This window comes from Kitasatospora hibisci, assembly GCF_043950205.1.
GTDB lineage: Bacteria > Actinomycetota > Actinomycetes > Streptomycetales > Streptomycetaceae > Kitasatospora > Kitasatospora hibisci.
In genome coordinates, this window is sequence record NZ_CP171642.1 from 326,772 (window position 1) to 351,220 (window position 24,449).

The following is a 24,449-nucleotide window of genomic DNA, read 5'->3' on the forward strand; positions in this document are numbered from 1 at the left end:
CGCTCGACCAGGTCCAGCAGGCCGGGGTTGTCGGTGGCGTCCTGGAAGGCGATGGTGCCGCCGAGCATGACGCCGGCCAGGATGCCCTGGCCGAAGCCGGAGTAGTGGACGAGCGGGCTGGTGACGGTGGCCACCAGGTCGTCGCCGAGCATGAAGGTGTCGACGTAGCCGCGTACCCCGGAGTGGACGGTGTTCTGGCTGTGCAGGACGCCCTTGGACTCGCCGGTGGTGCCGGAGGTGAACAGCACCACGAACGGGTCGTCGGGGGCGAGTTCACGTCCGTCGAGCCGGCCTGGTATCTGCTCGTGGGGGACGGCGACGAAGTGGTCGTGGAAGTCGACGGCGTCCTCGAAGGCGTGGCCGCCGAGGACGACGACGTGTTCCAGCGGCAGTTCGTCCTTGAGGGCGAGGACGGTGGCGGCCAGTGGGTAGCCGTCCCATTCGGGGACGGTGACGCACACGGTGGCCTCGGTCAGGGCCAGGCGGTGGCGCAGTTCGTCCTCGCGGCAGACCGGGGCGATGGGGCAGATGACCGCGCCGACCCGCATGCAGGCGAACATCAGCGGCACGATCTCCCAGCGGTTGGGGAGCTGGGCTGCGACGAAGTCACCCGGTCGGACGCCGAGTTCGAGCAGGGCGCCGGCGAACCGGTCGGTCAGGCGGGCCAGTTCGGCGTAGTCGAGGGTGTCGGTGCGCGAGTCGGCCAGGCGGCGGGCGGCGATGGCGAGTTTGTGCGGGCGCTTGGCGGCCTGGCGGCGCAGGTCGTCCAGGAACGTCTCGTCCCGCCACCAGCCGCGGCGGCGGTACTCGGCGGCGCGGTCCTCGGTGGTGGCCGTGGTCAGGCCGGTGTGCACGGCGATGGTGGTGGCGGTCACCGGCGCTCCTTGCGGCGGGTGTCGAGCAGCTCGGGCAGCGGGTCGCCGGCGTGGGAGGCGGCGATCTCCAGCAGGTCGCGGGTGTTGCGGCGCACGGTGTCGGCGACCCAGTCGAACACCCAGGCCTTGCGGGCCTGGTCCCCGAGCTCGAAGGGGACGACGCGGGTGACGGCCAGGGCGGCCGAGCCGGCGCCGCCGATGTTGGAGATGACGCCGGGCACCAGGGTGGCGCCGCAGGCGCGCAGCTTCTCGCGGGCCTGCTCGGTGGAGGAGATGTTGCCGCCTTCGACGACCAGGCGGGCGCGCAGGCGGTGCGCGTTGTCGTCGTTGAGGGCGTGCTTCTGGGCGGCGAGGATCAGCAGGTCGGAGTCGACGTCGAGCCAGGCGTCGGGCGCGGTGGAGACGGTGACGTGCTGGGGCAGGCGGGAGCGGTCGATGCGGCCGAACTCGTCGGTGATGGCGATCAGGTCGGCGACCGGCAGGCGCTCGGCGCTGATGGTGCCGGCGATGTCGGCGACACCGACGATGACGTGTCCGCGGGCCTGAAGGAACTCGGCGACGGCACGGCCCACCGCGCCGAAGCCCTGGATGACCACGCGGGCCGGCTCGGTGCGGGCACCGGCCTCCAGGGCGGTGACGGCGGCGACGCCGACGCCGTGGCCGGTGGCGTCGATCAGCGGCTCGTAGTAGGTGCGCCAGTCGATGGGCATGTCGGGGGCGCCGAGGCGGTAGCGGGGGTCGTAGCCGGCCTCGTCGAAGAAGATCGCGCGGTCGCCGGGGGTGACGCCCATGTCGATGCCCAGGTGGATGCCGCCGTGCAGGAGGGCTTGACGGTGCGACCGAAGGTACGGAAGGTGCGCTCGCGGTCGGTGCCGTCGGAGACGATGCCGGCCTTGGCGCCGCCGATGGGCAGGCCGGCCAGGGTGAACTTGTGGGTCATGTCGCGGGCGAGGCCGGCGACTTCCTCCTCGGTGACGCCGGGGGTCATGCGGGTGCCGCCCATGGCCAGGCCGTTGTACAGCGAGTCGACGACCACCCAGCCCTTGATGTCGCCGCCGCTGCCGTTGAGGTGGACGGTGAAGGCGGGGTCTTGCTTTTCCAGATCACTCATTGCCGTTTCCTTGGATACGTCGTGGCCGAGGCGGGCCCGCCGCGCGCCCGTGGGCGGCGCGCGCGGCGGCCGTCGTGGTGGTGGTGGTGCGGTGCTGTTCGGGCCGGCCCCGGCCCGGGGGCGGGCAGGGGCGGGGTGGAGCCGTGCGGGGCCGGTGCTGGTCTCCCCCGGGGATCCGGGCCAGGCCCCGGCCGGGGCCCTAGCCGGGCCTTCGCGGGGCCCTGGCCAGGGCCTTCGCGGGGCCCTGGCCGGGGCCTTCGCGGGGCGTGCGATACCGGCCGGGCCGGAGCCGGTGGTGCCGGGCCGGAGCCGGTGCGGGTTACTGCTGGTAGAGCTGGGCGAAGCCGCGCAGGATCTCCATGCCGTCGCTACGGAACTCCAGGTGAGCCTGGGCGCCGTGGATGCGGCCGTCGTCGGAGCGCAGGAACTCCACGGGCGCGTGCTCGGAGCGTCCGATGGAGCGGAAGCCCTGCGGGGCCTCCTGCAGGTAGAGGGTGTGGCGGTGGAAGACCGTCACGGTCGGCTTCACGTGGGTGAAGAGCGCCTCTTCCTTGTCGACCTGGACCTCGTAGCCGCCGACGCGCTGCGGCCCGTCGGCCAGGCGCCCGCCGTTGGCGACGGCGATGATCTGCATGCCGCCGCAGATCCCGAAAACGGGGACGTCGGCGTTCATGACCAGGTCGATGAGCGGCTTGTAGAACTCGGTGTCATAGGCCCTCACCTTGGTGCCGCTGAGCACGATGGCCTGGTAACGGCCATCGAGCCTGGCAGGCACGGAATCGGCGCGCACGGCGTCCGTCTCCGAGCCCAGGTCCTCGAAGCGCTTGCGGAGCTGCTTGAGGGAGAGGGTGCCGTTGTTGACCACTAACACTCGGGATTGCGCCACGGGCGTGCTCCTCAGGTTCGCGTGATGACGGTGCCGGTGCGGGCCCGGAGCAGGTCCGACACGCTGGCGCTGCCGATGACGACCCGCTCCACACCCGCCTCCAGGGCCTCACCCGCGGCACGCAGCTTCTTGCGCATGCCGCCGGTGGCGCCCTTGTCGCGGAACGCGGCCGCGTCCGCGGCGCTGATCCGCTCGACCGGTTCGCCGTCGATGAGCAGGTGGGCGACGTCGGTGACCAGGACCAGGTCGGCGGCGCCGGCGGCACCGGCGATCGCGGCGGCCGCCCGGTCGGCGTCGGTGTTGATCTCCTGACCGGCCTCGTTGCGGGCCAGCGGGGTCACCAGGTAGGCGTGACCGGCCTGGAGGTTCTTCAGCGGCGCCGGATCGACCCCGGTGATCGGGCCGACCAGGTTGTCCAGCTCGACGAGCTGCTTGTCGCGCCACCACCAGCGCTCGCCCGCCCCGGCCTTGACCAGGCCCTCGCTGCCCAGCAGCCGCTCACCGGTGATGCCCCGGGCCGAAGACGCACGAACACCTCCTCGGCCATGGCCGCACTGACGGTCTTGATGTCGGCGATGACCTCGGGCGTGGTCCAGCGGCTCTGGTTGCCGTAACGGTCGCGCAGGATCGCCGACGGCTCGGTGTAGCGGGGGTTGAGCTCGCGCAGCGGCTTGACCAGCCGTGCACCAGGATCAGCGGGCGGGTGCGGCCGTAGGCGGCCAGGTCGTCCCACCAGGCGTCGGCGAGGCCGTCCAGACAGCTACCGCCGAGCTTGACGACGGTGGGCACCGGCCCCCGTCGGCCACGTCCGGGGTCGTGCTCGTGTTCGGGCTCATGCGGGCATCACCGGCTGCATGGTCAGGCCGGTGGCCTCCGGCAGGCCGAAACGGATGTTCGCGGCCTGCACGGCCTGCCCCGCGGCGCCCTTGATCAGGTTGTCGAGAGCGGCGAGGACCACGATGCGCCCACCCTCCTCGTCGTACAGGGCCGTCACATCGCAGAAGTTCGAGCCGAGGACGGCCTGCGGGTCCGGCACCGGGATCAACGTCTCGTCGTGCCGGCGCACCCGCACGAACTGGTGCCCCTTGTAGAAGCGGGTGTAGGCCCGCTGCAGGTCCCGCTGGGTGACCGGCTCGTCCGTGAACACGTACGCGCTGGTCAACAGGCCACGCACGTGCGAGACGCCGTAGGCGGACATCGACAGCGAGTCGATACCGCCCTGCTTAGCGCGTTCCAGGAAGTCCGCGACCTCGGCGGCGTGGCGGTGCCCGGTCGGCGCGTAGGGGCGATCGCCCCGCTACGGAACGGGTGCAGGTCCGCGGTACGCAGTTGCAGGCCGCCACCACTGGAACCGGACTTGCCGTCCACGACCACGGTCTTCAGGTGCAAACCCAGGCCCAGAGTCAGCGGAGCGAGGCTGACGGTCAGTGCGGTGGCGTAGCAGCCGGGCATGGAGATCAGCCGGGCATCGGGCAGTTGGTCCTTGACGAGCTCCGGGACCCCGTAGACGTAGCGGTCGGCGAGGTCGGTGGTCCGCTTGACCTTGGGGTACCAGCGGTCGTGGAGCTCGGGGGTGCGGATGCGGTAGGCGCCGGAGAGGTCGACGATGGCCGCGACCTTGTCGGCGAGCAGTTCGGACAGCTGCGCGGAGACCGGGGCCGGGGTGGCCAGGAAGAGGACATCGACATCGGCGACGGCCTCCTCGGTGACCGGCTGGACGGTCAGGCCGAGGTCCAGACGCAGGTTGGCGTGGAGTTCGGCCGGACGACGGCCGATGTTGGAGGAACCCCCGAGGAAAGCCAGTTCCATCTCGGGGTGCTGGGTGATCAGCCTGATCAGATCGCCGCCGGCCAGCCCGGAGGCTCCGACGACACCTGCTCGGATCATGCGAGGATCTCCTGGACATACGAGCCGATGGCGGTAGGGATGTCCGCCGCGGTGGTAGAGGCCACGCCCTTGAAAGCGGGGGCGTGGTTGACCTCGTTCACGACGAGGCCTTCATCCGTGCGGAACAGGTCGACGCCGTAGATTCCGGCGCCCAGTTCGGCGACGACAGCATCAACGATCTTGACGAGGTCGGGATCGTGGGCGAGCGCACTGGACTGGTTACCCACAGCCGCGTTGCTACGCCAGTCGCTACCGGCGCTGGAGAACTCGGCGGCGGCCACGATCTCACCTCCCACGACCAGGCAACGCACCGAACTACCGGCCGCGAGGAACGGCTCGACCAGGCAGGCCTGTTCAAAGGCATGGCCCAGATCCTCGACATAGTCGTAGACGGAGTGCGCGAGGTCACCGTCACGGATCAACGTGACGCGCTTGCCCATCCCACCGAAGATCGGCTTCAGGACCACGGGGGTACCGATCTCCTCCAACGCCCTGGCGAAGTCCTTACGAGACAGCACCAGACGGTAATCGGGCACCGGCACACCAGCGCCACGCAGCACGGTCCGCAGCAACGCCTTGTTCTCGCAGGCATTGATGGCACGGGCCGTGTTCAGAACCGGAATGCCGGCAGCCTCAGCGAGAGTAGCGATCAGCCCACCGCGCGTGTAGCTGCGGCTACGCACCAGCAAGGCGTCGTAATGGTGGATCGCCGCGGCGTCCAGGCCACCCAGACACAGGGATTCGTCGTTGAGCCAGTCAACGCTCAGTCCCAACACGGGGCCGGCCTTGATCAGCTCGCGTTCCTCCCAGCTGATCCGGTCAGCCACGATGGCAACGTTGGTGGCCATCTTTACTGGCCCCAGTCACGGAGCTGGACCTCGACCATCTGCAGGACAAGCTGGCCGCCCTGCACGTCCTCCACGCGCAGGGTCAGCATGCACTCCGGGCAGGCCAGGGTCTCACCCTGCACGACCGGCGGAACGGTCAGATCGGTCTCGCACTCGGGACAGACACCGGAGAGAGTGACGACGGACATCAGTGGACTCCAAGAAGGGTGAGGCCGGAACAACGGACATCGATGAGGCCAACAAGCCAGAAGGCCAGTGGCGCGGCAAACCGGAAGACCGGCGAGCCAGTGACGCGGTAGGCCAGAAAGCCAGTCGCGCGGTGGGCCAGTCGCGCGGTAGGCCAGTCGCGCGGTAGGCCAGTGGCACGGTGGGCCGGTAGGCCGGTGGTGCAGTGGTGCAGTGGTGCAGTGGTGCAGTGGTGCAGTGGTGCAGTGGTGCAGTGGTGCGGTGGTGCGGCTGACGTCGGAGCAGGGATCGACACCCCGCCCCCGAACGACGCTGGGGCGAACAACAGTTGAGCTGACAGCCATGCGGCGCGATCGCCCGCTAGGCCTGCGGCGCCGATAGGCCGGCGAGCCAGCGGTGCGGCAAGCCAGTAAGCCGGTGGTGCAGTGGTGCAGTGGTGCGGCTGACGTCGGAGCAGGGATCGACACCCCGCCCCCGAACGACGCTGGGGCGAACAACAGTTGAGCTGACAGCCATGCGGCGCGATCGTGCGCTAGGCCTGCGGCGCCGATAGGCCAGTAGGCCAGTGGCACGGTGGGCCGGTAGGCCAGTGGCGCGGTGGGCCGGTAGGCCGGTGGTGCAGTGGTGCGGTGGTGCGGCTTACGTCGGAGCGGGAATGGACACCCCGCCCCCGAACGTGTCTGGGGCGGACGACAGTTGGGCTGGCGGCCGTGCGGTGTGGTGGTGAAGGGTGGTTCCGGGTCCGTGACCGGCCGCGGGGTGCCGGCGGATCCGCCCCGTGCGGCCGGCGGCCCGCGACAGGGACCAGGGCACGGGGATCGGGGGACCCAAGGGGGTGTCGGGGGATGAAGGGCCCGCAAGGCGGTGGCGGTGCACGCGGGTTGCTCCGGCCGGCCCCGCACATGAGAGGTGTTCCGGGATCGGGCGTCAGGACCCGGCAGCGCCGCTCCGCGGGAGCGGAGAAGGGAATCTGCCACGGGTGCGCCCCTGCGGACGGCACACCCCGGAGGGGATCCCACGGAAGGGACCACCGCGATGGGACCGCCATGGTGGAGCGCCCCCGGGTGGGGCGGCCCCCGGGTAGGGACGGTCCCGGTGGACCCGGGGTGGGTCAGGAGGCCTGGAACTCGATGGCGGCCTTGCGGATCGCGTCGCGATCCAGCAGCGGCGCCCCGTTACTCTCCTGACGGTTGATCAGCCAAGGGGTGAACGCCTCGACGTCGGCGAACACGCCGGAGTCGGTCAGCGCCCACTTCACCAGCGCCGGGGTCAGGCGGGTGCGGACCAGCAGCTCGCGGCTGTTACCGACGAGTTCGGCCGGCAGCGTCTCGTACGCCTCCGGGTGGGTGAGCTGGCCGGGCAGCTCGTAGGCGAAGGAGTGCGGGGTGGTCGGCCCGGACTGGAACGCCTCGCCCAGACCCGCGCCCTTGAGCGCGACCTTGGAGAGCTCGGTCAGGTGCGAGAGGTCGAACCGGGTGTCACCATGGATGACACGCAGCGAGGTGAGCAGTTCCGCCAGCGGGGTTGCCGCCACGCTCGCCGATGCCGCCGACCGTGGCGGAGATCCACGTGGCGCCGGCGCGTACCGCGGCCAGGGAGTTGGCGACCGCCATGCCGAGCATGTTGTGGGAGTGGATCTCGATCTCGGAGCCGTCGATGGCCGTGAGGTCGGCGATCACGTCCTCCATCTGCCACGGCGACAGGTAGGCGACCGTCTCGGCGAGGCGGAAGCGGTCCGCGCCGGCCTCGAAGCCCGCCGTCACATAGGGCACCAGGCGCTCGGCGGGGGTGCGTGCGCCGTCCTCGCCGCTGAAGGTGACGTGGAAGCCGCGCTCCTTGGCCTGCGTGATCGCGGAACGGGCCAGCGTCTGCAGGAACTTCGCGCTCGGGGAGCCGAGCTTGAGGCGGGCGTGCTGCTCCGAGGTGGGGATGGAGTACATGACGTGCTTGACGCCCAGGCGCTCGGCCTCGTCGAGGGCGGTCGCCACCTGCTGGCGGTCGCGCACCACCACAAGCGTCATGCTGCGCTGCGGGCCGACGGCCTCGTGGGTGGCGAGGACCAGGTCGGCGTCCTTGGAGTTCGCACCGGCGACCATCCCGACCTCGACCAGGTCGACGCCCGTCCTCACCAGCAGGTCCGCGATGCGGGCCGCATCCCCGGGGCCGAATTCGACACCCGCCATATGTGCGGAATCCCGCAGCGTCGCATCGGATATGTGCGGCAGTATCGGGAGTTTGTCTCCGTGCTCTGATGTTGCCATTGCCGTTCCCTCCTCCTTATCCGGGCGGATTCCCCCGGATCGGGCTCTGGACTGAATTCCCGCCCCTCCTTGTCACGGGCGAGGGATCGAGCCAAAGCGCGGTGGTGCGGTGCGCCGATGACCATCCTGTCGGCCCCGGCCGGGGCGGGCAACGTTCCTCATGTCGGGCTTTGTCAAGGACTGTCAGCGAACGTCACAGGCCGTTTAGGCCCTGCCAAATCTCCCCCGCCCGGGAACCGCCCGGCCCGCCTTTTCCCGCCGCCGGCGGCCGGTGGCGCCGATTTCCCCACCGGCACCGCCCCCAAAACCGCCGCACACCGACACGGCACACCTGTCCGGGCATCCCCACACCCTCACCTGACAAGTACATGACCCGGCAGTGGGGGGGGCAAGAGGCCCGCCCCACCGGCGGCGGGGCGCAGCAGGGGCGGGCGCAGTGGCGCCTTTGGTCCTGTTGGCGGCGCAAACCCGCGTGCGGCTGGACGGGTGTAGTTCGACACCTGACTCCGGTGGCCTGCGCCCGAAGCGGTGCGCCTGCGGGTTGCATGGGCCTGCGCCTCGGCGCGGGGCGTGCCGGCGTCCTTCACGGCCCCGGACCCGACGAATGAAAGAGCACCATGGCAGAGCACGACCCTCGTCACCGCACTGGTCGCGGCCCTGTGTTTCGCGGGCTCGCCGCAGCCGTGCTCGCAGTCGGCATGCTGGTGGCCTCAGCGGGGCCCGGATAGGGAGCGGCGCGGCCGCGCTGGCGCCCGGCACACAGTTCACGCCGCTGACGGCGGCGGTGATGACCGAACCGACGCCGTTCGGCGCCACGGACGGCAAGACGCACCTGGCGTACGAACTGCTCACCACGAGCGCACTGTCCAGCAGCACGCCGGTGCGGCTTGACCGTGTCGACGTCAAAGACGCCCGCACCCGACAGGTCATCGGCTCGCTGAGCGGGCGGGCGCTGGCCGAGGCCGCCAATCCGGTGGGCGACCCCCTGTCCGGTGCGGACGGGTACACCCCGCCGCCCCCGGTGCCGACGCCGACCGTCATCCAGGGCTCCCAGCAGTGGGTCATCTGGCTCGACCTGACCCTCGACCACGGCCGGGCGGCGCCCGAGGTCCTCGAACACCATCTCTCGGGTGCCATCCTGACCGCCTCCGGCCCCTCCGCGTTCGAGGAGACGGTGCAGGCCACCCCGACCGCCCGCACCGCGCCCCTGAACCTGAACGCGCCGGTCCTGCCCGGCACCTGGTACGCCAGCGAGTCGTGTTGCGGCAACACCCACCACCGGCGCGGCCTGGCCCCGATCAACGGCCGCTTCGGCGTGCCGCAGCGCTTCGCGATCGACTGGTACCGGGTCGGCGAGCAGGGGCAGGCCTGGGAAGGCGACCCCGCCCAGCTCACCAGTTACCTGAGCTACCGTCAGCCGGTCGCGGCCGCGGCCGGCGGCCGCGTGGTGGAGGTCCAGGACGCAATCCCGGACAACCCGCCGCCCCACACGCCGCCCGTCCCGCCGATCGAGGACACCGTCGGCAACCACGTCACCCTGGAAGTCGCGCCGGGCCGCTACCTGCTCTACGGCCACCTGGAGGCCGGTTCGCTCAAGGTCCGGGAGGGCGACTGCGTCGAGCCCGGCCAGGTCCTCGGGCTGATCGGCAACAGCGGCAACTCCACCACGCCGCACCTGCACTTCCAGGTGATGACCACGGCCGAGTTCTTCCCGACCGACAGCCCGCCGTTCACCCTCCAGCGGTTCCGCGTCCTCGGACAGGTCGAACCCCGGATCTGGGACGACAACCTGGGCCTGCAACCGACCGGCGTCCTGCCGATCACGCCCTCACCGTACGAGGGCCCTCACCGTGCGCAGTATCCGCTCGACCGCGAGGTGCTGGAGTTCTGACCCGACTCCGGTACGTCCCCCCGGGCGGGCGCCGACAACACGGCGCCCGCCCGGACGCATCCGGTCGGGACGCATCGGGGCGGGCGCTGCACACCACACGCTGTCGGCCACCGCACGCGTTTCGTCACACCCACCACCGCGTTGCACGGCAGACTCTTCACCCGGGCACTCCGGCAGGCCCTGGCAGGCCCACTGCTAGGACAGCGTCCAGAGGTGGTCGTCGGTGCCGCCGTAGGCCCAGCCGGCGCCGTAGCAGTTGTAGACGGTCAGCGGCAGGCCGTTGCGCTCGCCGCCCCAGTTGGCGACGTCCAGGCACAGCGTCGGCGTGGTCGCCATCAGCGTCTTGACGTTCATCAGCACCCCGTAGCCGGAGTAGTCCGAGGACGGCTGGAAGACCCACTCCTGGTTGTCCCCGCCGCCCGGGGAACAGGCGTACATCCCGACCTGGGTGCCCGGGTCCACCACCCCGTAGTCCGGCACGTCCATGCACTGGCCGCTCTTGAGGTTGCGGATCGTGAAGGCCGACAGGCCGCGGTAGACATTGCCGTCATAGTCGAAGCTCCACTGCTGATTGTCGTTGCTCGACCCGTCGCACCAGTACTCGTACACCTTGGTGCCGTACTCCGCGCCGTAGTTGGGCAGGTCGGCGCACCACCCCGAGGCCAGGTTGTACAGCACCCCGGGGTTGCCGGCCTGGGCAGGAACCGAACTGACCGCCACGGCCGCCAGCACCGCCGCCGCCACGGCCGCCGCCCGGGTGAATCGCTTCATCGTTCCTCCGCTGCGCAAGGGATCGGGGCGCCAGTTCACCACCCACACACATGACTTGGCCATGCCATGAGCCGGCCGGGGGTGGCGGAGTGTCCGATTCCCCCGGCCGGCTTGGCCGATCCCCACCCGGCCGTCGCCGACCCGCGCCGGCCTACCCGGGTCCGGTGGCCGGTCGGGCGGGCGGCGAAGGCGCCCCGGCCCCGGGGTGCGGGCGAAGCTGCCCCACCCTGGCGGCCGCGCCGGGTGATGACGGCCGTGCACGTCACCAGGGCACGACGCCGGCGTCCTCGAAGAACCGGCCGGTCGGGCCGTCGTCGGGCAGGGTCGCGAGGGTGACGGCGATGGCCGCGCCCTGCTCGGGGGTGCGAACTCCCCGGAAGCCGTTGAGGTCGGTCGCGACGTAGCCAGGGCAGCGGTGTGCCAGCGCGTAGGGCAGGTGGTCGCCGTCGGCGGTCAGGCTCGTGTAGACGACGTGTCCGACCCCGGCCCGCTCGGCCGCGTCCAGGGCCGCGCCGTGGCGGGCGATGACGGTGTCGTCCTCCCCGTAGCCGGCGGACACCAGCACCAGCACCTCGACCCCGACGAAGCCGTCGGCCAGCGTGGCCGGCTCGTCGAAGTCGATGCGGCGCACCGCCCGCCCGGCCTGAAGGCGACCCGGGTCGCGCGTGCCGAGGACGGTGTCGGCCCGTGCGGCCAGCCGATCGGCCGTCAGCGTTCCCAGGGCGCCCGCAGCACCGGTCACCATGATCATCGGATTGTCCCCGTTCCGGTAGGTTTTGCATCTCGGCAACGGGGATCATCCTGCGCGGCGGCGCCGGGGAGCGTAAGGAGGCACTTGAATGTCAGCAGGGCACACCGCGGTAACCACCACCGCGCCCGTCGTCAGCTGCGGCGAGGCGCACGAGGACTGCGGGATCCGCGAGGTCCTCGACCGGATCGGCGACAACTGGTCGGTCCTGGTCGCAGGGTCATTGCATGATCGAGAAGTGTCCGGTTTCGTCAGGTGAGGCCGAGGGCTCGTAGCGGCCGCCGGTGGTCGCGGCCGGTGCGGCGGAGGGCGGCCGCGATGTTGGTCTCGCCGTCCTGGCGGAAGACGCTGATGGCGAGGTTGCGTAGGCTGGCCATGGTCCGGGGCAGGTGGCCTGTGCGGACCTTGGAGTCGTCTTCGCGGAAGGTCCGGTCACGGACGTGGTGCAGGAGGTTCTCGATGCTCCAGTGGCCTCTGATCCAGGCGGCGAGTTCGGCCGGGGTGGCGTCGATGACGTCCAGGCTGGTGATCAGGTAGGCCCGCTCGATGGTGAGCTTCCCGGTCGTCAGGTCGCGCCGCCAGCGCACGACCTCGACGGCCTGGCGGGCGCCGGGGTAGTAGATGTGGGAGAACGCGGCGACCTTCAGTCGTCGGATCTCGTCGCGGTGGTGGGCCCTTGTCGCGGGTGCGGTGGTCGAGGGGGATGTCCCGCCAGGGCAGGTGCTTGACCTGGGCGTGCAGGCCGGGGTGGTTCCGCTTGACGACGGCCAGATAGTGGGCGCCGCGTCCGGTGAGGTAGCTCCCATGGCCGTGCTGGGTGTGCAGCGCGTCGGTGGTGATCACGACGTGCTCCAGGTCGAGACCGTCCAGCAGGGGCCGGAACGAGGGGATCTCGTTGCTCTTGGAAGAGACCTGCCGCTGGGCCAGAACGGTGCCGCCGTGCGTCATGGCGGCCAGGAGCTGGATGGCAGAGGCCTGGCTGGTGCGGGAGCCGCGGACCGTCTTGCCGTCCACCGCGACGGGCCGCAGCGCAGGCCGCTTCGGCTCTGCCTGTTGGGATTGCGTGCGCGGGTGGCGGGCCTGCAGGTAGGCGCCGATCGCGGCGTCCAGCGCGTCGCCGTCGACGCGTTCGAGCAGGCGGCGGACGGTCGCGGGGTGCGGCGCGGTCCGCTGTCCGGTGAATGGGTCGGCCGTGAAGCCCAGGATGCCGAGGACGTGCTGCGGGACATCCGAGAGCCACTCACCGACGGCGATGAGCGAGCGGGCGCCGGCCAGCACGGCGGCCGCTGCGGCGCACAGCATGGCGAGTGCCGGATAGCGCCGTCCCCGGGCATCGCGTGGGTCGGGGACGGCGGCTAGGAATCGGCGCAGGTCAGCGGCGCCCTCCGGGGCGAGCGGGGAGACATGGGCAGTCAACTGCTCCAACGCCGGGGGCATAGGGGATGATGTTCGGGCAGGCACGGTCTCGCTCGGTTCTCATGGGTCTCGACAACCACATGATCACCGGCACCGTGCCTGCACTGCTTTCCCGCCCGATCCGCCACAGAACGGCTCATTACGGTGCATCACTCGCGAGAATCGCGAATCGGACACTTCTCGATCACGCAATGACCCTGATCCTGGGGAAGGTCGTCGCCGTTCTGCGACGTCTCTGACCCGAATCCGCAGGTAGTGGCCGACGGCCTGTCAGTTGATCTCTTTGGCTGGTCGTCGGCTGGAGTGTGGGGTATGTGGGTAGGCCAATGGCCCGGCTGGCGCGTCGGGTGGGCGGCTTTCCAAGGCGGTGGCGGGTGGTTCTGGACCGGTCGGGGCGGTCGGTCAGGCGGACTGGAGGCGGCGGTGGGCTCGGATGCGGGCCAGTGTCTGGCCGATCAGGCTGGCCGCTGCGGCGGTGAACCGGAGCCGACGGCGGCGACCGGTGCTGGTCAACCGGGCGGCGCGGGCGATGAGCAGGCGACGGACGGTGGCGATGCGACGGCGTGCGGTGCCGATGGGTGCGAGCATCTGCAGCCAGGCGGAGAGGTTGTAGGCCAGCAGCGCGCCCCACATCCACATGGCGTTGACGGCGTGGGACGCGGAGGGCAGGTGGTTCAGGCCGGCGCCGTGGGCGGTGTCGCGGAACAGTTCCTCGACCTCGGTGCGGCGACGGAACTCCCACTCCGCGAGCGCGATCTCCTCGTCCAGGTCCAGCACCTCGTTGGTCGTGAAGAACGAGTAGGCGAACGCCTGATCGGCGATGCCGTCCAGCACCAGGGCGAGCTGGTCCCTGCCGACGGTCCGCGAGCGACGCGAGCGCGCGTCGGCCGAGAGGTCGGCCGCGTCGTAGCGGACTCGTCGGGCGATCACCCGGGTGCCTTCCGGCCAGCCGGCCGGTGCGTGGTCCAGCAGGGCGGCCTGCGCGTCGGGATAGTCGAGGGCGTCGATCCAGTCGTCCTCGTGCACGCGGGCGACCGCTCGCCACAGCGCCGTGCTGCGTGGGACGCCGAGCCGGAACAACGCGCCACGGGCCACGATCTTCTCGGCGACCCTGCCCGCGAAGTAGCCGGTGTCCCCCTGGAACAGGACCTGTCCTGTGGCGTTGGCCGCGCGGACGGCGTCCACGGCCCGGTCGATCTGGCCGAGGGCGTGGGTGCGGCCGTCGGAGCGGCCGTCCAGCAGGTCCGCGACCAGTACCACGCCGGCCTGGGCCCAGTGCGCGGCGTGCACCCGTGCGGAGATCTCGCCCTTGTAGGAGCGGACCACCTGTTCCTTGCGGGTGGAGAACACCTCGACGTCCTTCGCGTCCAGGTCGATGGTCACCCGCCCGGACAGGATCCGGGCCCGCTCGGTGACCGGCAGCGCTGCCAGCGCCCGCCCGGTCAGCTTCGCGCACGCGGTCTCCACGCCCTCCCGCTGCGGCTGCCCGAACCGGGCCGCGAGCGTGGCGGCTGTGGTAGCAGCCGGGACCGGTGCGGGCAGCAGCCCTTCGCCGACCGCATCCGCGCGCAGACGGTCGAAGCCGACGGTGGTCCTCTCCGGTCAGCTGCACCACCGCGCAGGCCAGCGCGAACTCGCCCCCGGACAGGCCCCGGTCGCGCTCCTTGACCGGGCCGATCCCCGCGTCCAGCGCGGCGGTGACCCCCAGCACCCGGTCCAGCTCGGCAACCAGCAGCAGGCCGCCGTTCTCGGTCAGCGACCCGTCCACCCCGCCCACCTGGGCGTTCAGACGGGTCCAGCGACCACCGGGAGTACGGGAGGCGGTACGGCGACGCGATATCGTCTTCACCAGACAGGTGCACTTTCACGTTCGAGTCGATTAGGCGTAGGAACCTCAATCTTCTCAAACCGAAAGCGCACCTGTCGTCGTATCAGCTACCAGCCTCCGCCACTACCTGCGGATTCGGGTCAGACCCGAATCCGCAGGTAGTGGCCGACGGCCAGTCAGTTGGTCTCTTTGCTGGCCGTCGGCGCCGTTGTGGCGTGGCCGGGTAGGCCGGTGGCCCGGCTGTCGCGCGGGTGGGCGGCTTTCCAGGGCGGTGTCGGGTGGTTCGGGCCCGGTCGGGGCAGTCGGTCAGGCTGCTGAAAGGTGCCGGTGGGCACGGATCCGGGCCAGCGTGTTGGCGATCAGCGCACGGGCCGCGGCGGTGAAGCGCAGTTCGTGGCAGCGGGCGGTGACCGTCCATCGGGTGGCGCGGTGGATCAGCAGGCGTCTCACGGTGGCGATGCGGCGGCGGGCGGTGCCGATGGGGGCGAGCATCTGGAGCCACGCGGTGAGGTTGTAGGCCAGGAGCGCGCCCCACGTCCACATGCTGTTGACCGCGTGGGAGCCGGAGGGAAGGTGGTTGAGTCCCGCGCCGTGGGCGGTGTCGCGGAACAGTTCCTCGATCCGGGTGCGGCGGCGGAACTCCCACTCCGCGGCCGCGATCTCCTCGTCCAGGTCCAGCTCCTCGTTGGTGACGAAGAACGAGTAGGCGTATGCCTGGTCCTCCAGACCCTCCAGGGCCAGGGCGAGCTGGTCCTTGCCGACGGTGCGCGAGCGGCGCGAGCGCGGATCCGCGGACAGCTCGGCGGCCTGGTAGCGGACCCGACGGGCGATCACGCGGGTGCCCTCGGGTCAGCCGGGCGGAGCGTAGGCCAGCACGGCGACCTGCGCGGTCGGGTAGTCCAGGGCGTCGATCCAGTCGTCCTCGTGCACGGCGGCGACCGCCCGCCACAGCGGCCGGCTGCGCGGGACGCCGAGGCGGAACAGGCATCCGCGGGCCGCGATCTTCTCCGCGACCTTCCCGGCGTAGTAACCCGTGTCGCCCTGGATGAGGACCGGACCGGTGGCTCCGGCCGTGCGCACGGCGTCCACCGCCCGGTCGATCTGACCGGGGGCGTGGGTGCGGCCGTCCGAGCGGCCGTCCAGGAGGTCGGCGGCCAGGACGGTGCCGGCCTGGGCCCAGTGCGCGGCGTGCACCCGGCCCGAGACCTCGCCCTTGTAGGAACGGACGACCTGTTCCTTGCGGGTCGAGTAGACCTCGATGTCCTTGGCGTCCAGGTCGACCGTCACCCGCCCGGCCAGGATCCGGGCCCGCTCGGCGACCGGGAGTCCGGCCAGCGCGCGGGCGGTGACCTGCGCACACGCCCGCTCGATACCCTCCCGCCTGGCCTGGTCGAACCGCGCGGCGAGCGTGGCGGCCGTCGTGGACGGCGGGACGGGCGCAGGCAGCAGCCCCTCACCGACGACATCCGCCCGCAGCCGGTCGAAGCCGACCAGGTGGTCCTCGCCGGTCAGCTGCACCGCTGCCAGCGCCAGCGCGAACTCACCCCCGGACAAGCCCCGGTCACGCTCCTTGACCGGACCGACCGCCGCGTCCAGCGCGGCCGTGACGCCCAGCGCCCGGTCCAGCTCGGCCACCAGCACCAGGCCGCCGTTCTCGGTCAGCGACCCGTCCACCCCGCCCAGCTGGGCGTTCAGCCGGGTCCAGCGCCTACCGGGGGCACGGAAGGCGGTACGGCGACGCGATATCTTGTTCACCTGGCAGGTGTCCTTGCCGGTAGAGCGATCAGGCGTAGAGAACCTCGATCATCTCAAACCGGCACGGACACCTGTCGTCGTATCAGCCGCTACACCGCACCACTACCTGCGGATTCGGGTCTGAGCATCGGCTTCTCGATGGCGAAGTACTCGCCGACCGTCCGGGCGCGCTCGCCGATCCGCCGGTCGTCGTCCTGGCGGTCCCAACGCTCGATCTGCGCGTTGAGTTCAGCCAGGGTGGCGACCTCGGGAACGGGGACCAGCCGGTTTCGGCGGAAGCGTCCGACCTCGCCCTCCACTCCGCCCTTCTCGTGGGCGCCGCCGATGCCGGGCTGGCAGTAGAAGGCGTCCAGGCCGGCCCACGATCGGAACGCGGTCCAGCGGTCGGTCTCCACCCTCGACCGGGAGAAGCCGAGCACCCGGGCGACCGCGGAGGTGAGGTTGTCGTATCGGACCTTGCCGGTCGGCACCCCGCCCAGGACCTCGAAGGCGTGCAAGTGCCCCTTGAAGAAGGCCTCCTGCCCCTGCGAGAGGAAGACCCTTCTCTGCACTTCAATCGGTCGGGTGCACGGAGGGTGCTTGCCGTGTTGGCGAAGCGCCTAATGCCAGTCCTCTACTGGATCGAGCTCCGTGCCTTCGGGTCCGCTTCGCCTGCCGGCATCTCAGCTTGACGGCGAGCGGGGAAAGCGGTCGCCGAGGACGAAGGCGGCGGGCCAGGTCTCGCTCAGTACCTTGCTGAGCAGGGGGTCGCTGGACTCCAGAACCTCACTGCGGCGGACCGAGCCGTCCTCGTTGATCCGTTGGCCGCCGAGGACGACGGGGGCGCGCAGGACGTCCTCGCCCCAGGGGCCAATGGTGTTGCACAGCAGGCCTTCGAAGCGGTGGCCGGCCAGGTCGTCGTTGTGGACCCGCTGCACGAAGTCGTCGATCACGGCTGCCTGGAGGTAGACCCAGGCGAGGTAGACCACCGTGCGTCCGTCGTCCAGACGGATCGGGAGGCGGACCTTGAGGAAGTTGCCGACACCCTCCGCGATGATGATCGCGCCCGTATCGGACTTCACGCGGCGCTTGCGTTCCTCTTCCGAGAGCTCGGCGACCAGGTGGGGTAGGGCCAGGTCGAAGCCGGGGTGCTCCGGGTCGAGGTGGCCCCCGCAGTCGCAGCCGCAGGCGGTGCCGTGGCTGTGGGCGTTGGTCTGCACGGAGGCGGGAGCGAGATCGAGCCGGACGGTCGGGTAGCTCGGCTCGCCCCCGCCCGCCGGCAGCGGAAGCAGCAGCGCATAGAACCGCACTGCCGTGAACGTCGTTGGCTCGGGCAGTCCGAGCGCCGCCATCGCTGCCGATGCGGCCTCGTGGCGCTCACCGTTGACGCGGATCTCGGCCTGCATCGCGCCGGGGCTGCCGCCATAGAAGACCTTGATGCCGTTGAAGAAGGGCGATTCCAGGTCCGTAGTGAACGATTCCGCGATCCGGTGCAGCACGTTCGCTTCCAGCAGCGCGCCCTGAAGCCGCCGGTTCTCGTCGACGTCGCGTCCGAGGCCGACCGCGCCGGACGTGATCGCGTGCCAGCCGGGCACGCCGCGCTCGTCGCCGGGGCCCGCGTGGTCCGCGAAGTGCTCGCTGCGGTCAAGGAGTTCCAGCAGGCAGGCGCCTGCCGTCTGCACCCACGTGTTCGCGGCGTCCTGTGGATCGGCGGACATCGATACCACGCAGTCCATGAAGCACGGCACGTCCGGCTGGAGACCGACGTCTGGTAGCGCGACGAGGTCGTAGTGGTGGCCGCCCCCGTGGTGCGGCGGGGCTACGGCCACGGCCCAACCGTGTGGGCTGATCAACGAGTTCCCCTTGAGCTGGGCGCCCTGCGTCACGCCGGGTGCAAACTCTTCGAGCCCGGCCTTCACCAGGGCGAGGAACTCCAGGTCGGGCAGCCGGTTCGCCGGCGGTTCCTCATTGCGCGTACGACGTCGTATCCAGGACACCCGTGGATGGTACTGAGCCCGGCCGACCGGGCAGCGCTCGGGCAGGCCCACATCATCGCGGAGGCCTGATCGCCTAGCCAAGCGAGGTGACTCCGTCTTCCCCTTCGCCGGTTTGGGCTCGTAGGCGTTGTGCCTGCTGTTTCTTGTCGGCGATGTGCCGCAGGCTCTCCTGCAGGCCGGCGACCTCGCCGAGCCACTGCATCCGTTGGGCCTCTCCGAGGCGCTGGCGGGTGTTGACTTCGATCTCCAGGAGCCGGGGTTCCTGGGCAAGATCGAGGCGGAGCATGGGGCAGCGGATGCAGGCGTGTTCGTGCTGGCAGGGGGTTCCGTAGGGGCGGTCGCAGGTGCCGAGCGCGACCTTGCGCAGGCTGAAGTGGTCGCGGAAGTCCTGCCACTCGGAGTCGCTGGGCTCGCGGTATTCCTCACTAGGCCGGTGGGTTCGACGCTGGTCGACGAACTGCCGGTAGTGGCGGATCACCTCTTCGGGATAGACGGCGACGTAAGCCTGAGTGGTGTTGAGATCGAGATGCCCGAGGAGCTTCGCGGCGATGTGGATCGGCAGGCCGCCGTTGACCGTCTCGGTCGAGAAGATCCTGCGGAAGTCGTGCGGCGTGAACCTGAGCGGTGCCCCGTCGACGTCGACGATGCCGGCCCGCACCGCATGGTCGGTGAGGAGCTCGCGGATCCGGTTGGGGGAGATGACCTGGAGCCGGTGCTGGGAGGGGCACTGGAACAGGTGGGGCAGCGGGGGCCCGAAGACCCGCTCGTAGCCGTCGTAACGGGTCAGCAGCGGCACCCGATCGCCGGTGCCCTTGGGTCTTGGAAGGGCTGATCTGCAGCAGCGGCACTGTCTCGCCGGTGGGTGCTTGGTACTGACGCAGGCTCAGGTGGGTGAGCTCCAGGAGTTCCTCGATCCTGGCCCCGGTGCGTCGCAGGACCTCGATGCTCGCCCAGGTCCAGAAGGCGTTGTTCTCCTCGCAATCGGCATCGAACCGGGGACCGGGAACGTCGACCGGGGCGAGGAACAGCGCGGTGGGGCGCCAGTGGCTCCCGTTGCGGCCGGTGCGGCGATAGCGCGAGCCCTCGACGGTGAACTCTTCGCCCGGCATCGCGGAGCGGGCTGCCTGCAGCAGGAGCATGGCGTGCCGCAGCCGCGTCTCGGCAGCGCGGACGAGCTGCGGCAGGACGGGGACCAGGGTGCGGGTGCGCTGCTGCATCCGTGCCTGCCGGTGCCGGGTCTCCTTGATGTAACCGCGGATGTCGGCCTCGCTGATCGGGCAGGGGGCGGCCCAGGCCGCCCATCGGGCCGGGTCTTCCATCGCCCACTGCGAGAGGTCCAGGTAGAAGGAGCGGACCGCCAGGAACACGGCGTGGGCCGTGCGGCGCGGTCGCCCGTCGGGCAGGACCCGGACGCGTTGTTTCCACGCCTGGGCGACCTCGTCGGGCAGGGTGAACGAGGAGATCGCGGGGTGGTGGCGTTGCAGGTCGCCCCAGAACAAGTCGGCCAGCATCTGGGCGTGGTTGACCAGGGAGCCGTAGTCCAGGACGGCGGACCGCTCGGCGAGGTAGTGGACGAGCACGTCGCGGACCGCGCGGTTGGAGATCGGGTGGCGGTCGATCAGCTCGGCCGGGGTGAGCTGGCCGCGGGCCTGGGCCTCGCGCAGGGTCGGTGGCGAGTCCTTGAGACCGCCGACGGCGTGGAGGATGTCGTAGGCGAGGGGCAAGGCCGTGACCGTGCGGCCGTTGTCCCGACGGGCCTGGACGTAGTCGGTGAGGTCTTCCAGGTCGAAGGCCAGCAGGTCCTTGCCGGTGACGATGCTCATGCGGGTGAGCACGTTCAGGGCATCGGTCGCATGCTCGTCGCAGCGCTGTCCGCCGACGCGCTGTTGGAGTTCGGCGAACAGCTCCGGCTGGTTGTGGCGACGGTAGGCGTCGTAGACGCCCAGCAGCCGGCTGCCGAACAGCCAACTGTAGGAGGGCCGGACCGCCCGGAGGACGATCAAGATGCCGAGACCGGCGGTGAACCGCGACCGGGTGCCCGCACTGAGCCCTTGGGGTCCCCAGCCCGGACCCACCTCGTCGGAACCGCTCAGGAGCCATCGGTCCTGCCAGGTGTCGGCGGGGAATCCCTCCAGCCAGTCGAGGATGCGCGTCAGTGAGAGCTGCTGACGCCACAGATTGCGGACGGTCGGCTCTTTCAGCAGGCCCTCGGCCAGGCGGGTAAGTTCATCGCGATGCGCGGACTCCCGGCCGCTGGCAAGCGTCGTGGTTCTGGGTTGGGGCAGCGCGGTGGTGAGGAGGGCGGGGTCGCGTGGGCTGACCGGGGTGCGGGCGACGCGCCCGTGCCGGGCCATCAGCGGTTCCCGAAGACGTCGGCGAGGTCGTCCGGGTCGTAGGCCCAGCCGGTCAGCGGCCGCGGCGGCGGCTTGGGGCGTGTGTAGTGCTCGTGGACCTTGGCGATGACCTCGTCGGTCCTGGGCCGAAGGTAGGTGCTGGTCGTGGTGATGCGCCGGTGGCGCATCACCTGCTGGGCGTCGACCAGGGTGATGGCCGGGTCCTCGATCAGGCGCAGACACAGGGTGTGCCGCAGGTCGTGCAGCGTGATGTTCGCCCCGATCCTGGCGTTGATCCGGTTCAGCACCGCCCGCAGGGCGGTGTAGGTCAGCGGGCGGGTCTGCCCGCGCAGCGTCCACCAGACCGGCTCGTGCGGGGCGCGCCGGTGGCCGTCCTGGGCCAGGTCGCCGAGGTAGAGGGCCAGCCAGGCGAAGGCTTCCGGGGAGGCCGGACAGGCTTCCTTCGCGCCGCCCAGGCCCTTGGTCTGCACGTAGATCCGTCCCTCGCCCGGGTGGACGTCGCCGATCGTCATGCCCAGCATCTCGGCGGCCCTGGCGCCGCTCGACAAGAACATGGAGAACAGTGCCCGGTCGCGGTGGCAGCCCAGGGAGTTGAACAGGTCCTCGACGACATCGTCGGAGACGGCGCGGGGCTCGCGGTCGACCTGCTTCTGCCGGTAGGCGCCCCGCCGATGCAGCTGGAATGGCTCCAGCGGGTTGTGATGTGCCTCCGGCCGGCGGCCGTCACGGGACTGCGGTGGCACCGGGGAGACCACGGGACCCTGCCCGGTCTGCAGATGGTGGTCGTAGAACGCCGCCAGCACCGAGACCGCGTGGTTGATGGTCGCCGGAGCATAGCCCGACCTCAGACCCGAATCCGCAGGTAGTGGCCGACGGCCTGTCAGTTGATCTCTTTGGCTGGTCGTCGGCTGGAGTGTGGGGTATGTGGGTAGGCCAATGGCCCGGCTGGCGCGTCGGGTGGGCGGCTTTCCAAGGCGGTGGCGGGTGGTTCTGGACCGGTCGGGGCGGTCGGTCAGGCGGACTGGAGGCGGCGGTGGGCTCGGATGCGGGCCAGTGTCTGGCCGATCAGGCTGGCCGCTGCGGCGGTGAACCGGAGCCGACGGCGGCGACCGGTGCTGGTCAACCGGGCGGCGCGGGCGATGAGCAGGCGACGGACGGTGGCGATGCGACGGCGTGCGGTGCCGATGGGTGCGAGCATCTGCAGCCAGGCGGAGAGGTTGTAGGCCAGCAGCGCGCCCCACATCCACATGGCGTTGACGGCGTGGGACGCGGAGGGCAGGTGGTTCAGGCCGGCGCCGTGGGCGGTGTCGCGGAACAGTTCCTCGACCTCGGTGCGGCGACGGAACTCCCACTCCGCGAGCGCGATCTCCTCGTCCAGGTCCAGCACCTCGTTGGTCGTGAAGAACGAGTAGGCGAACGCCTGATCGGCGATGCCGTCCAGCACCAGGGCGAGCTGGTCCCTGCCGACGGTCCGCGAGCGACGCGAGCGCGCGTCGGCCGAGAGGTCGGCCGCGTCGTAGCGGACTCGTCGGGCGATCACCCGGGTGCCTTCCGGCCAGCCGGCCGGTGCGTGGTCCAGCAGGGCGGCCTGCGCGTCGGGATAGTCGAGGGCGTCGATCCAGTCGTCCTCGTGCACGCGGGCGACCGCTCGCCACAGCGCCGTGCTGCGTGGGACGCCGAGCCGGAACAACGCGCCACGGGCCACGATCTTCTCGGCGACCCTGCCCGCGAAGTAGCCGGTGTCCCCCTGGAACAGGACCTGTCCTGTGGCGTTGGCCGCGCGGACGGCGTCCACGGCCCGGTCGATCTGGCCGAGGGCGTGGGTGCGGCCGTCGGAGCGGCCGTCCAGCAGGTCCGCGACCAGTACCACGCCGGCCTGGGCCCAGTGCGCGGCGTGCACCCGTGCGGAGATCTCGCCCTTGTAGGAGCGGACCACCTGTTCCTTGCGGGTGGAGAACACCTCGACGTCCTTCGCGTCCAGGTCGACGGTCACCCGCCCGGACAGGATCCGGGCCCGCTCGGTGACCGGCAGCGCTGCCAGCGCCCGCCCGGTCAGCTTCGCGCACGCGGTCTCCACGCCCTCCCGCTGCGGCTGCCCGAACCGGGCCGCGAGCGTGGCGGCTGTGGTAGCAGCCGGGACCGGTGCGGGCAGCAGCCCTTCGCCGACCGCATCCGCGCGCAGACGGTCGAAGCCGACCAGGTGGTCCTCTCCGGTCAGCTGCACCACCGCGCAGGCCAGCGCGAACTCGCCCCCGGACAGGCCCCGGTCGCGCTCCTTGACCGGGCCGATCCCCGCGTCCAGCGCGGCGGTGACCCCCAGCACCCGGTCCAGCTCGGCAACCAGCAGCAGGCCGCCGTTCTCGGTCAGCGACCCGTCCACCCCGCCCACCTGGGCGTTCAGACGGGTCCAGCGACCACCGGGAGTACGGGAGGCGGTACGGCGACGCGATATCGTCTTCACCAGACAGGTGCACTTTCACGTTCGAGTCGATTAGGCGTAGGAACCTCAATCTTCTCAAACCGAAAGCGCACCTGTCGTCGTATCAGCTACCAGCCTCCGCCACTACCTGCGGATTCGGGTCAGATACGGCTTGCCGGTACGCGCGTTCAGCGACCCCGGCACCGGCGCGTCCGGGCGGCGCCGGTCCCGCGCCGGATTGTGGCACGTCCGCAGCCACAGGACGAAGTCGCGTACGTCCGCTCGTTTCGCGTGGTTCCATTCCACGTCCACTGCCGCGAGGAACCGGAACCAGCGCAGCAGGTCAAAGGCGTAGGAACGGCAGGACGCCGGGGTGTTGCCGCAGGCCAGCAACTCGCGCAGGAAGTCGCTTACCGGGGTGATCGCCCGCCCCGCCCCGTCGAGAACCACCCAGGGCAGCGTCGCGGCACTGGTCGCCTCCACGCTACCGACTCGGGCCACCACCAGCCCGGTCACCTCGCGTTCCTCCATCGCCGCAGCGCGATCCATCACGTCTCCGTCTCATCGGGAACATCCCGAACGGAGACTCCTCGCCCTCACCAGGCCAACTCGTAGGACACGCCGATAGTGCGGTCAACGGGTCTGTGGACGGCCTTGCCGGAGAAGGAGAGCCGGAAGACGAACAAGTAGCACAGGGTACGGACGCCGTTCAGGCTGATGTAGACGTCACCGAAGTCGACCTCCGCCTCCTCACCCGGACGGTGCGTCTGCGGGATGAAGAGGTTCACCGGCCCCCGGCCCGCCTCGGCCCAGATCTCCGGTCTCCGGCGGGCGATGTAGTCCCGCACCCGGCCGTAGGACACGTCCGTCATACCGTGCTCGGCGACCAGCCGATTGAACACCCGCTTGACGGTGTGCCGTTGCTTGCGAGGAGCCGTCAGATCAGCACGCAGGATGGCGTCGATGGCCTCCTTGAACGGGTCCAGCACCGACGGCCTGGGCGGCATAGGCTTGCGAGGAGACGGCCACGGCGAGGACAACGCCTCCCGGACCAGCCGCCGGTGGACACCGTACCGACGGGACAACTCGTGGACGGACAGCTTCTCCTTGCGGTAATCCGAGCGGATCGCCGCGAACAACTCGACCTTGGATCTCGGCTGCATACCGGCCCCCTGCTGTGCTGGAGCACAACGATGCTCCCACCACAAGGCACCTGCTGGGGCCACTTCTCGCGAAC

At 70.7% G+C, this 24,449-nt stretch carries 23 protein-coding genes and 7 pseudogenes; 4 read left to right on the top strand and 26 right to left on the bottom strand.

Annotation, left to right across the window (positions count from 1 at the left end):
* Nucleotides 1-26: 26 nt before the first annotated feature.
* The 5 genes and pseudogenes from ACF9IK_RS01545 to ACF9IK_RS01565 form a co-directional block, all read right to left on the bottom strand.
* A pseudogene (locus ACF9IK_RS01545) lies at nucleotides 27-875 on the bottom strand (AMP-binding protein); the annotation flags it as partial.
* A complete protein-coding gene (locus tag ACF9IK_RS01550) occupies nucleotides 872-1,666 on the bottom strand; it encodes a Glu/Leu/Phe/Val dehydrogenase (protein WP_395292416.1) in 795 nt (264 codons plus the stop codon). The pseudogene ACF9IK_RS01545 and the gene ACF9IK_RS01550, both read right to left, overlap by 4 nt.
* On the bottom strand, nucleotides 1,549-1,986 hold the full coding sequence (locus ACF9IK_RS01555) for a Glu/Leu/Phe/Val dehydrogenase dimerization domain-containing protein (RefSeq protein ID WP_395292417.1): 438 nt from the start codon (nucleotides 1,984-1,986) through the stop codon (nucleotides 1,549-1,551). The genes ACF9IK_RS01550 and ACF9IK_RS01555 overlap by 118 nt, the downstream gene beginning before the upstream one ends.
* Before the next feature lie 319 nt (nucleotides 1,987-2,305).
* Nucleotides 2,306-2,872 carry a type 1 glutamine amidotransferase gene (locus ACF9IK_RS01560; protein WP_395292418.1) on the bottom strand — a complete coding sequence of 189 codons (567 nt, stop codon included), beginning with the start codon at nucleotides 2,870-2,872 and terminating at the stop codon, nucleotides 2,306-2,308.
* A gap of 11 nt (nucleotides 2,873-2,883) precedes the next feature.
* Nucleotides 2,884-3,291: a hypothetical protein gene (locus ACF9IK_RS01565; protein ID WP_395298438.1), complete on the bottom strand. Its 408-nt coding sequence runs from the start codon at nucleotides 3,289-3,291 to the stop codon at nucleotides 2,884-2,886.
* On the opposite strand from ACF9IK_RS01565, the gene ACF9IK_RS01570 reads away from it, so the two are divergent.
* Nucleotides 3,223-3,486, top strand: coding sequence for a hypothetical protein (locus ACF9IK_RS01570; protein WP_395292419.1), 264 nt, complete (start codon nucleotides 3,223-3,225; stop codon nucleotides 3,484-3,486). The two genes, ACF9IK_RS01565 and ACF9IK_RS01570, sit on opposite strands and share 69 nt — an antisense overlap.
* A gap of 218 nt (nucleotides 3,487-3,704) precedes the next feature.
* On the opposite strand, the pseudogene argC reads toward ACF9IK_RS01570, so the two are convergent.
* The 5 genes and pseudogenes from argC to ACF9IK_RS01595 form a co-directional block, all read right to left on the bottom strand.
* Nucleotides 3,705-4,759: pseudogene (gene argC, locus ACF9IK_RS01575) on the bottom strand (N-acetyl-gamma-glutamyl-phosphate reductase).
* Nucleotides 4,756-5,607 (bottom strand): ATP-grasp domain-containing protein, encoded by an 852-nt coding sequence (locus tag ACF9IK_RS01580; protein ID WP_395292420.1) that lies wholly within the window; start codon nucleotides 5,605-5,607, stop codon nucleotides 4,756-4,758. The pseudogene argC and the gene ACF9IK_RS01580 overlap by 4 nt, the downstream one beginning before the upstream one ends.
* 2 nt (nucleotides 5,608-5,609) lie before the next feature.
* A complete protein-coding gene (locus ACF9IK_RS01585) occupies nucleotides 5,610-5,795 on the bottom strand; it encodes a lysine biosynthesis protein LysW (protein WP_395292421.1) in 186 nt (61 codons plus the stop codon).
* Nucleotides 5,796-6,904: 1,109 nt separating this feature from the next.
* Nucleotides 6,905-7,327, bottom strand: coding sequence for a hypothetical protein (locus ACF9IK_RS01590; protein ID WP_395292422.1), 423 nt, complete (start codon nucleotides 7,325-7,327; stop codon nucleotides 6,905-6,907).
* Nucleotides 7,272-7,976, bottom strand: a complete 705-nt coding sequence (locus ACF9IK_RS01595; RefSeq protein ID WP_395292423.1) for a hypothetical protein — start codon at nucleotides 7,974-7,976, stop codon at nucleotides 7,272-7,274. The genes ACF9IK_RS01590 and ACF9IK_RS01595 overlap by 56 nt, the downstream gene beginning before the upstream one ends.
* Before the next feature lie 865 nt (nucleotides 7,977-8,841).
* On the opposite strand from ACF9IK_RS01595, the gene ACF9IK_RS01600 reads away from it, so the two are divergent.
* Nucleotides 8,842-9,945, top strand: a complete 1,104-nt coding sequence (locus ACF9IK_RS01600) for a M23 family metallopeptidase (RefSeq protein WP_395292424.1) — start codon at nucleotides 8,842-8,844, stop codon at nucleotides 9,943-9,945.
* A gap of 195 nt (nucleotides 9,946-10,140) precedes the next feature.
* On the opposite strand, the gene ACF9IK_RS01605 is transcribed toward ACF9IK_RS01600, so the two are convergent.
* The 3 genes and pseudogenes from ACF9IK_RS01605 to ACF9IK_RS01615 all read right to left on the bottom strand — a co-directional run.
* A complete protein-coding gene (locus ACF9IK_RS01605) occupies nucleotides 10,141-10,716 on the bottom strand; it encodes an RICIN domain-containing protein (protein ID WP_345328283.1) in 576 nt (191 codons plus the stop codon).
* A 262-nt stretch (nucleotides 10,717-10,978) separates the two neighbouring features.
* Nucleotides 10,979-11,128, bottom strand: a pseudogene (locus tag ACF9IK_RS01610) (dehydrogenase); the annotation flags it as partial.
* Nucleotides 11,129-11,467 (bottom strand): annotated as a pseudogene (locus ACF9IK_RS01615) (NAD(P)H-binding protein); the annotation flags it as partial. It abuts the pseudogene before it with no gap.
* A gap of 88 nt (nucleotides 11,468-11,555) precedes the next feature.
* Between ACF9IK_RS01615 and ACF9IK_RS01620 the strand changes: the two are divergent.
* Nucleotides 11,556-11,723, top strand: coding sequence for a hypothetical protein (locus ACF9IK_RS01620; protein ID WP_395292425.1), 168 nt, complete (start codon nucleotides 11,556-11,558; stop codon nucleotides 11,721-11,723).
* On the opposite strand, the gene ACF9IK_RS01625 is transcribed toward ACF9IK_RS01620, so the two are convergent.
* The 9 genes and pseudogenes from ACF9IK_RS01625 to ACF9IK_RS01665 form a co-directional block, all read right to left on the bottom strand.
* Nucleotides 11,716-12,270 (bottom strand): ISAs1 family transposase, encoded by a 555-nt coding sequence (locus ACF9IK_RS01625; protein WP_395292426.1) that lies wholly within the window; start codon nucleotides 12,268-12,270, stop codon nucleotides 11,716-11,718. The genes ACF9IK_RS01620 and ACF9IK_RS01625 overlap by 8 nt on opposite strands.
* Nucleotides 12,233-12,901: pseudogene (locus tag ACF9IK_RS01630) on the bottom strand (ISAs1 family transposase); the annotation flags it as partial. The pseudogene ACF9IK_RS01630 and the gene ACF9IK_RS01625, both read right to left, overlap by 38 nt.
* Before the next feature lie 381 nt (nucleotides 12,902-13,282).
* The gene (locus tag ACF9IK_RS01635) at nucleotides 13,283-14,347 is read right to left on the bottom strand and encodes a transposase (RefSeq protein WP_395292427.1); all 1,065 of its coding nucleotides are present in this window, start codon (nucleotides 14,345-14,347) and stop codon (nucleotides 13,283-13,285) included.
* A gap of 667 nt (nucleotides 14,348-15,014) precedes the next feature.
* Nucleotides 15,015-15,542, bottom strand: a complete 528-nt coding sequence (locus tag ACF9IK_RS01640; RefSeq protein WP_395292428.1) for a transposase — start codon at nucleotides 15,540-15,542, stop codon at nucleotides 15,015-15,017.
* Nucleotides 15,543-15,557: 15 nt separating this feature from the next.
* Entirely contained in the window at nucleotides 15,558-16,463 is a 906-nt protein-coding gene (locus tag ACF9IK_RS01645; RefSeq protein ID WP_395292269.1) for a transposase, read from the bottom strand.
* Nucleotides 16,464-16,585: 122 nt separating this feature from the next.
* Nucleotides 16,586-17,005, bottom strand: a pseudogene (locus tag ACF9IK_RS01650) (IS21 family transposase); the annotation flags it as partial.
* Nucleotides 17,006-17,125: 120 nt separating this feature from the next.
* On the bottom strand, nucleotides 17,126-18,439 hold the full coding sequence (locus tag ACF9IK_RS01655) for a DUF6348 family protein (protein ID WP_395292429.1): 1,314 nt from the start codon (nucleotides 18,437-18,439) through the stop codon (nucleotides 17,126-17,128).
* A 73-nt stretch (nucleotides 18,440-18,512) separates the two neighbouring features.
* Nucleotides 18,513-18,917 (bottom strand): hypothetical protein, encoded by a 405-nt coding sequence (locus tag ACF9IK_RS01660; protein ID WP_395298791.1) that lies wholly within the window; start codon nucleotides 18,915-18,917, stop codon nucleotides 18,513-18,515.
* A 63-nt stretch (nucleotides 18,918-18,980) separates the two neighbouring features.
* A pseudogene (locus ACF9IK_RS01665) lies at nucleotides 18,981-19,235 on the bottom strand (site-specific integrase); the annotation flags it as partial.
* Nucleotides 19,236-19,326: 91 nt separating this feature from the next.
* Here ACF9IK_RS01665 and ACF9IK_RS01670 point away from each other — a divergent pair.
* Nucleotides 19,327-20,598 carry a hypothetical protein gene (locus ACF9IK_RS01670; RefSeq protein WP_395292430.1) on the top strand — a complete coding sequence of 424 codons (1,272 nt, stop codon included), beginning with the start codon at nucleotides 19,327-19,329 and terminating at the stop codon, nucleotides 20,596-20,598.
* Nucleotides 20,599-20,792: 194 nt separating this feature from the next.
* Here the strand turns inward: ACF9IK_RS01670 and ACF9IK_RS01675 are convergent, their stop codons facing one another.
* The 4 genes from ACF9IK_RS01675 to ACF9IK_RS01690 form a co-directional block, all read right to left on the bottom strand.
* Nucleotides 20,793-21,596, bottom strand: a complete 804-nt coding sequence (locus tag ACF9IK_RS01675) for a tyrosine-type recombinase/integrase (RefSeq protein ID WP_395292431.1) — start codon at nucleotides 21,594-21,596, stop codon at nucleotides 20,793-20,795.
* Between the two features lie 209 nt (nucleotides 21,597-21,805).
* Complete coding sequence (locus tag ACF9IK_RS01680) at nucleotides 21,806-23,254, bottom strand: IS1380 family transposase (protein WP_395292307.1); 1,449 nt, start codon at nucleotides 23,252-23,254, stop codon at nucleotides 21,806-21,808.
* A 102-nt stretch (nucleotides 23,255-23,356) separates the two neighbouring features.
* Nucleotides 23,357-23,761 (bottom strand): site-specific integrase, encoded by a 405-nt coding sequence (locus tag ACF9IK_RS01685; protein WP_395292432.1) that lies wholly within the window; start codon nucleotides 23,759-23,761, stop codon nucleotides 23,357-23,359.
* A gap of 47 nt (nucleotides 23,762-23,808) precedes the next feature.
* Complete coding sequence (locus ACF9IK_RS01690) at nucleotides 23,809-24,114, bottom strand: hypothetical protein (RefSeq protein WP_395292433.1); 306 nt, start codon at nucleotides 24,112-24,114, stop codon at nucleotides 23,809-23,811.
* Nucleotides 24,115-24,449: the final 335 nt, after the last annotated feature.

Excerpts from the sequence above, each read along its gene's own strand:
- ACF9IK_RS01625 (WP_395292426.1), bottom strand. The coding sequence starts at position 12,270 with ATGGGAGCTACCTCACCGGACGCGGCGCCCACTATCTGGCCGTCGTCA.
- ACF9IK_RS01605 (WP_345328283.1), bottom strand. The coding sequence starts at position 10,716 with ATGAAGCGATTCACCCGGGCGGCGGCCGTGGCGGCGGCGGTGCTGGCG.
- ACF9IK_RS01685 (WP_395292432.1), bottom strand. The coding sequence starts at position 23,761 with ATGGATCGCGCTGCGGCGATGGAGGAACGCGAGGTGACCGGGCTGGTG.
- ACF9IK_RS01595 (WP_395292423.1), bottom strand. The coding sequence starts at position 7,976 with ATGGCGGGTGTCGAATTCGGCCCCGGGGATGCGGCCCGCATCGCGGAC.
- ACF9IK_RS01600 (WP_395292424.1), top strand. The coding sequence starts at position 8,842 with ATGACCGAACCGACGCCGTTCGGCGCCACGGACGGCAAGACGCACCTG.
- ACF9IK_RS01555 (WP_395292417.1), bottom strand. The coding sequence starts at position 1,986 with ATGAGTGATCTGGAAAAGCAAGACCCCGCCTTCACCGTCCACCTCAAC.
- ACF9IK_RS01585 (WP_395292421.1), bottom strand. The coding sequence starts at position 5,795 with ATGTCCGTCGTCACTCTCTCCGGTGTCTGTCCCGAGTGCGAGACCGAT.
- ACF9IK_RS01620 (WP_395292425.1), top strand. The coding sequence starts at position 11,556 with ATGTCAGCAGGGCACACCGCGGTAACCACCACCGCGCCCGTCGTCAGC.
- ACF9IK_RS01580 (WP_395292420.1), bottom strand. The coding sequence starts at position 5,607 with ATGGCCACCAACGTTGCCATCGTGGCTGACCGGATCAGCTGGGAGGAA.
- ACF9IK_RS01550 (WP_395292416.1), bottom strand. The coding sequence starts at position 1,666 with ATGGGCGTCACCCCCGGCGACCGCGCGATCTTCTTCGACGAGGCCGGC.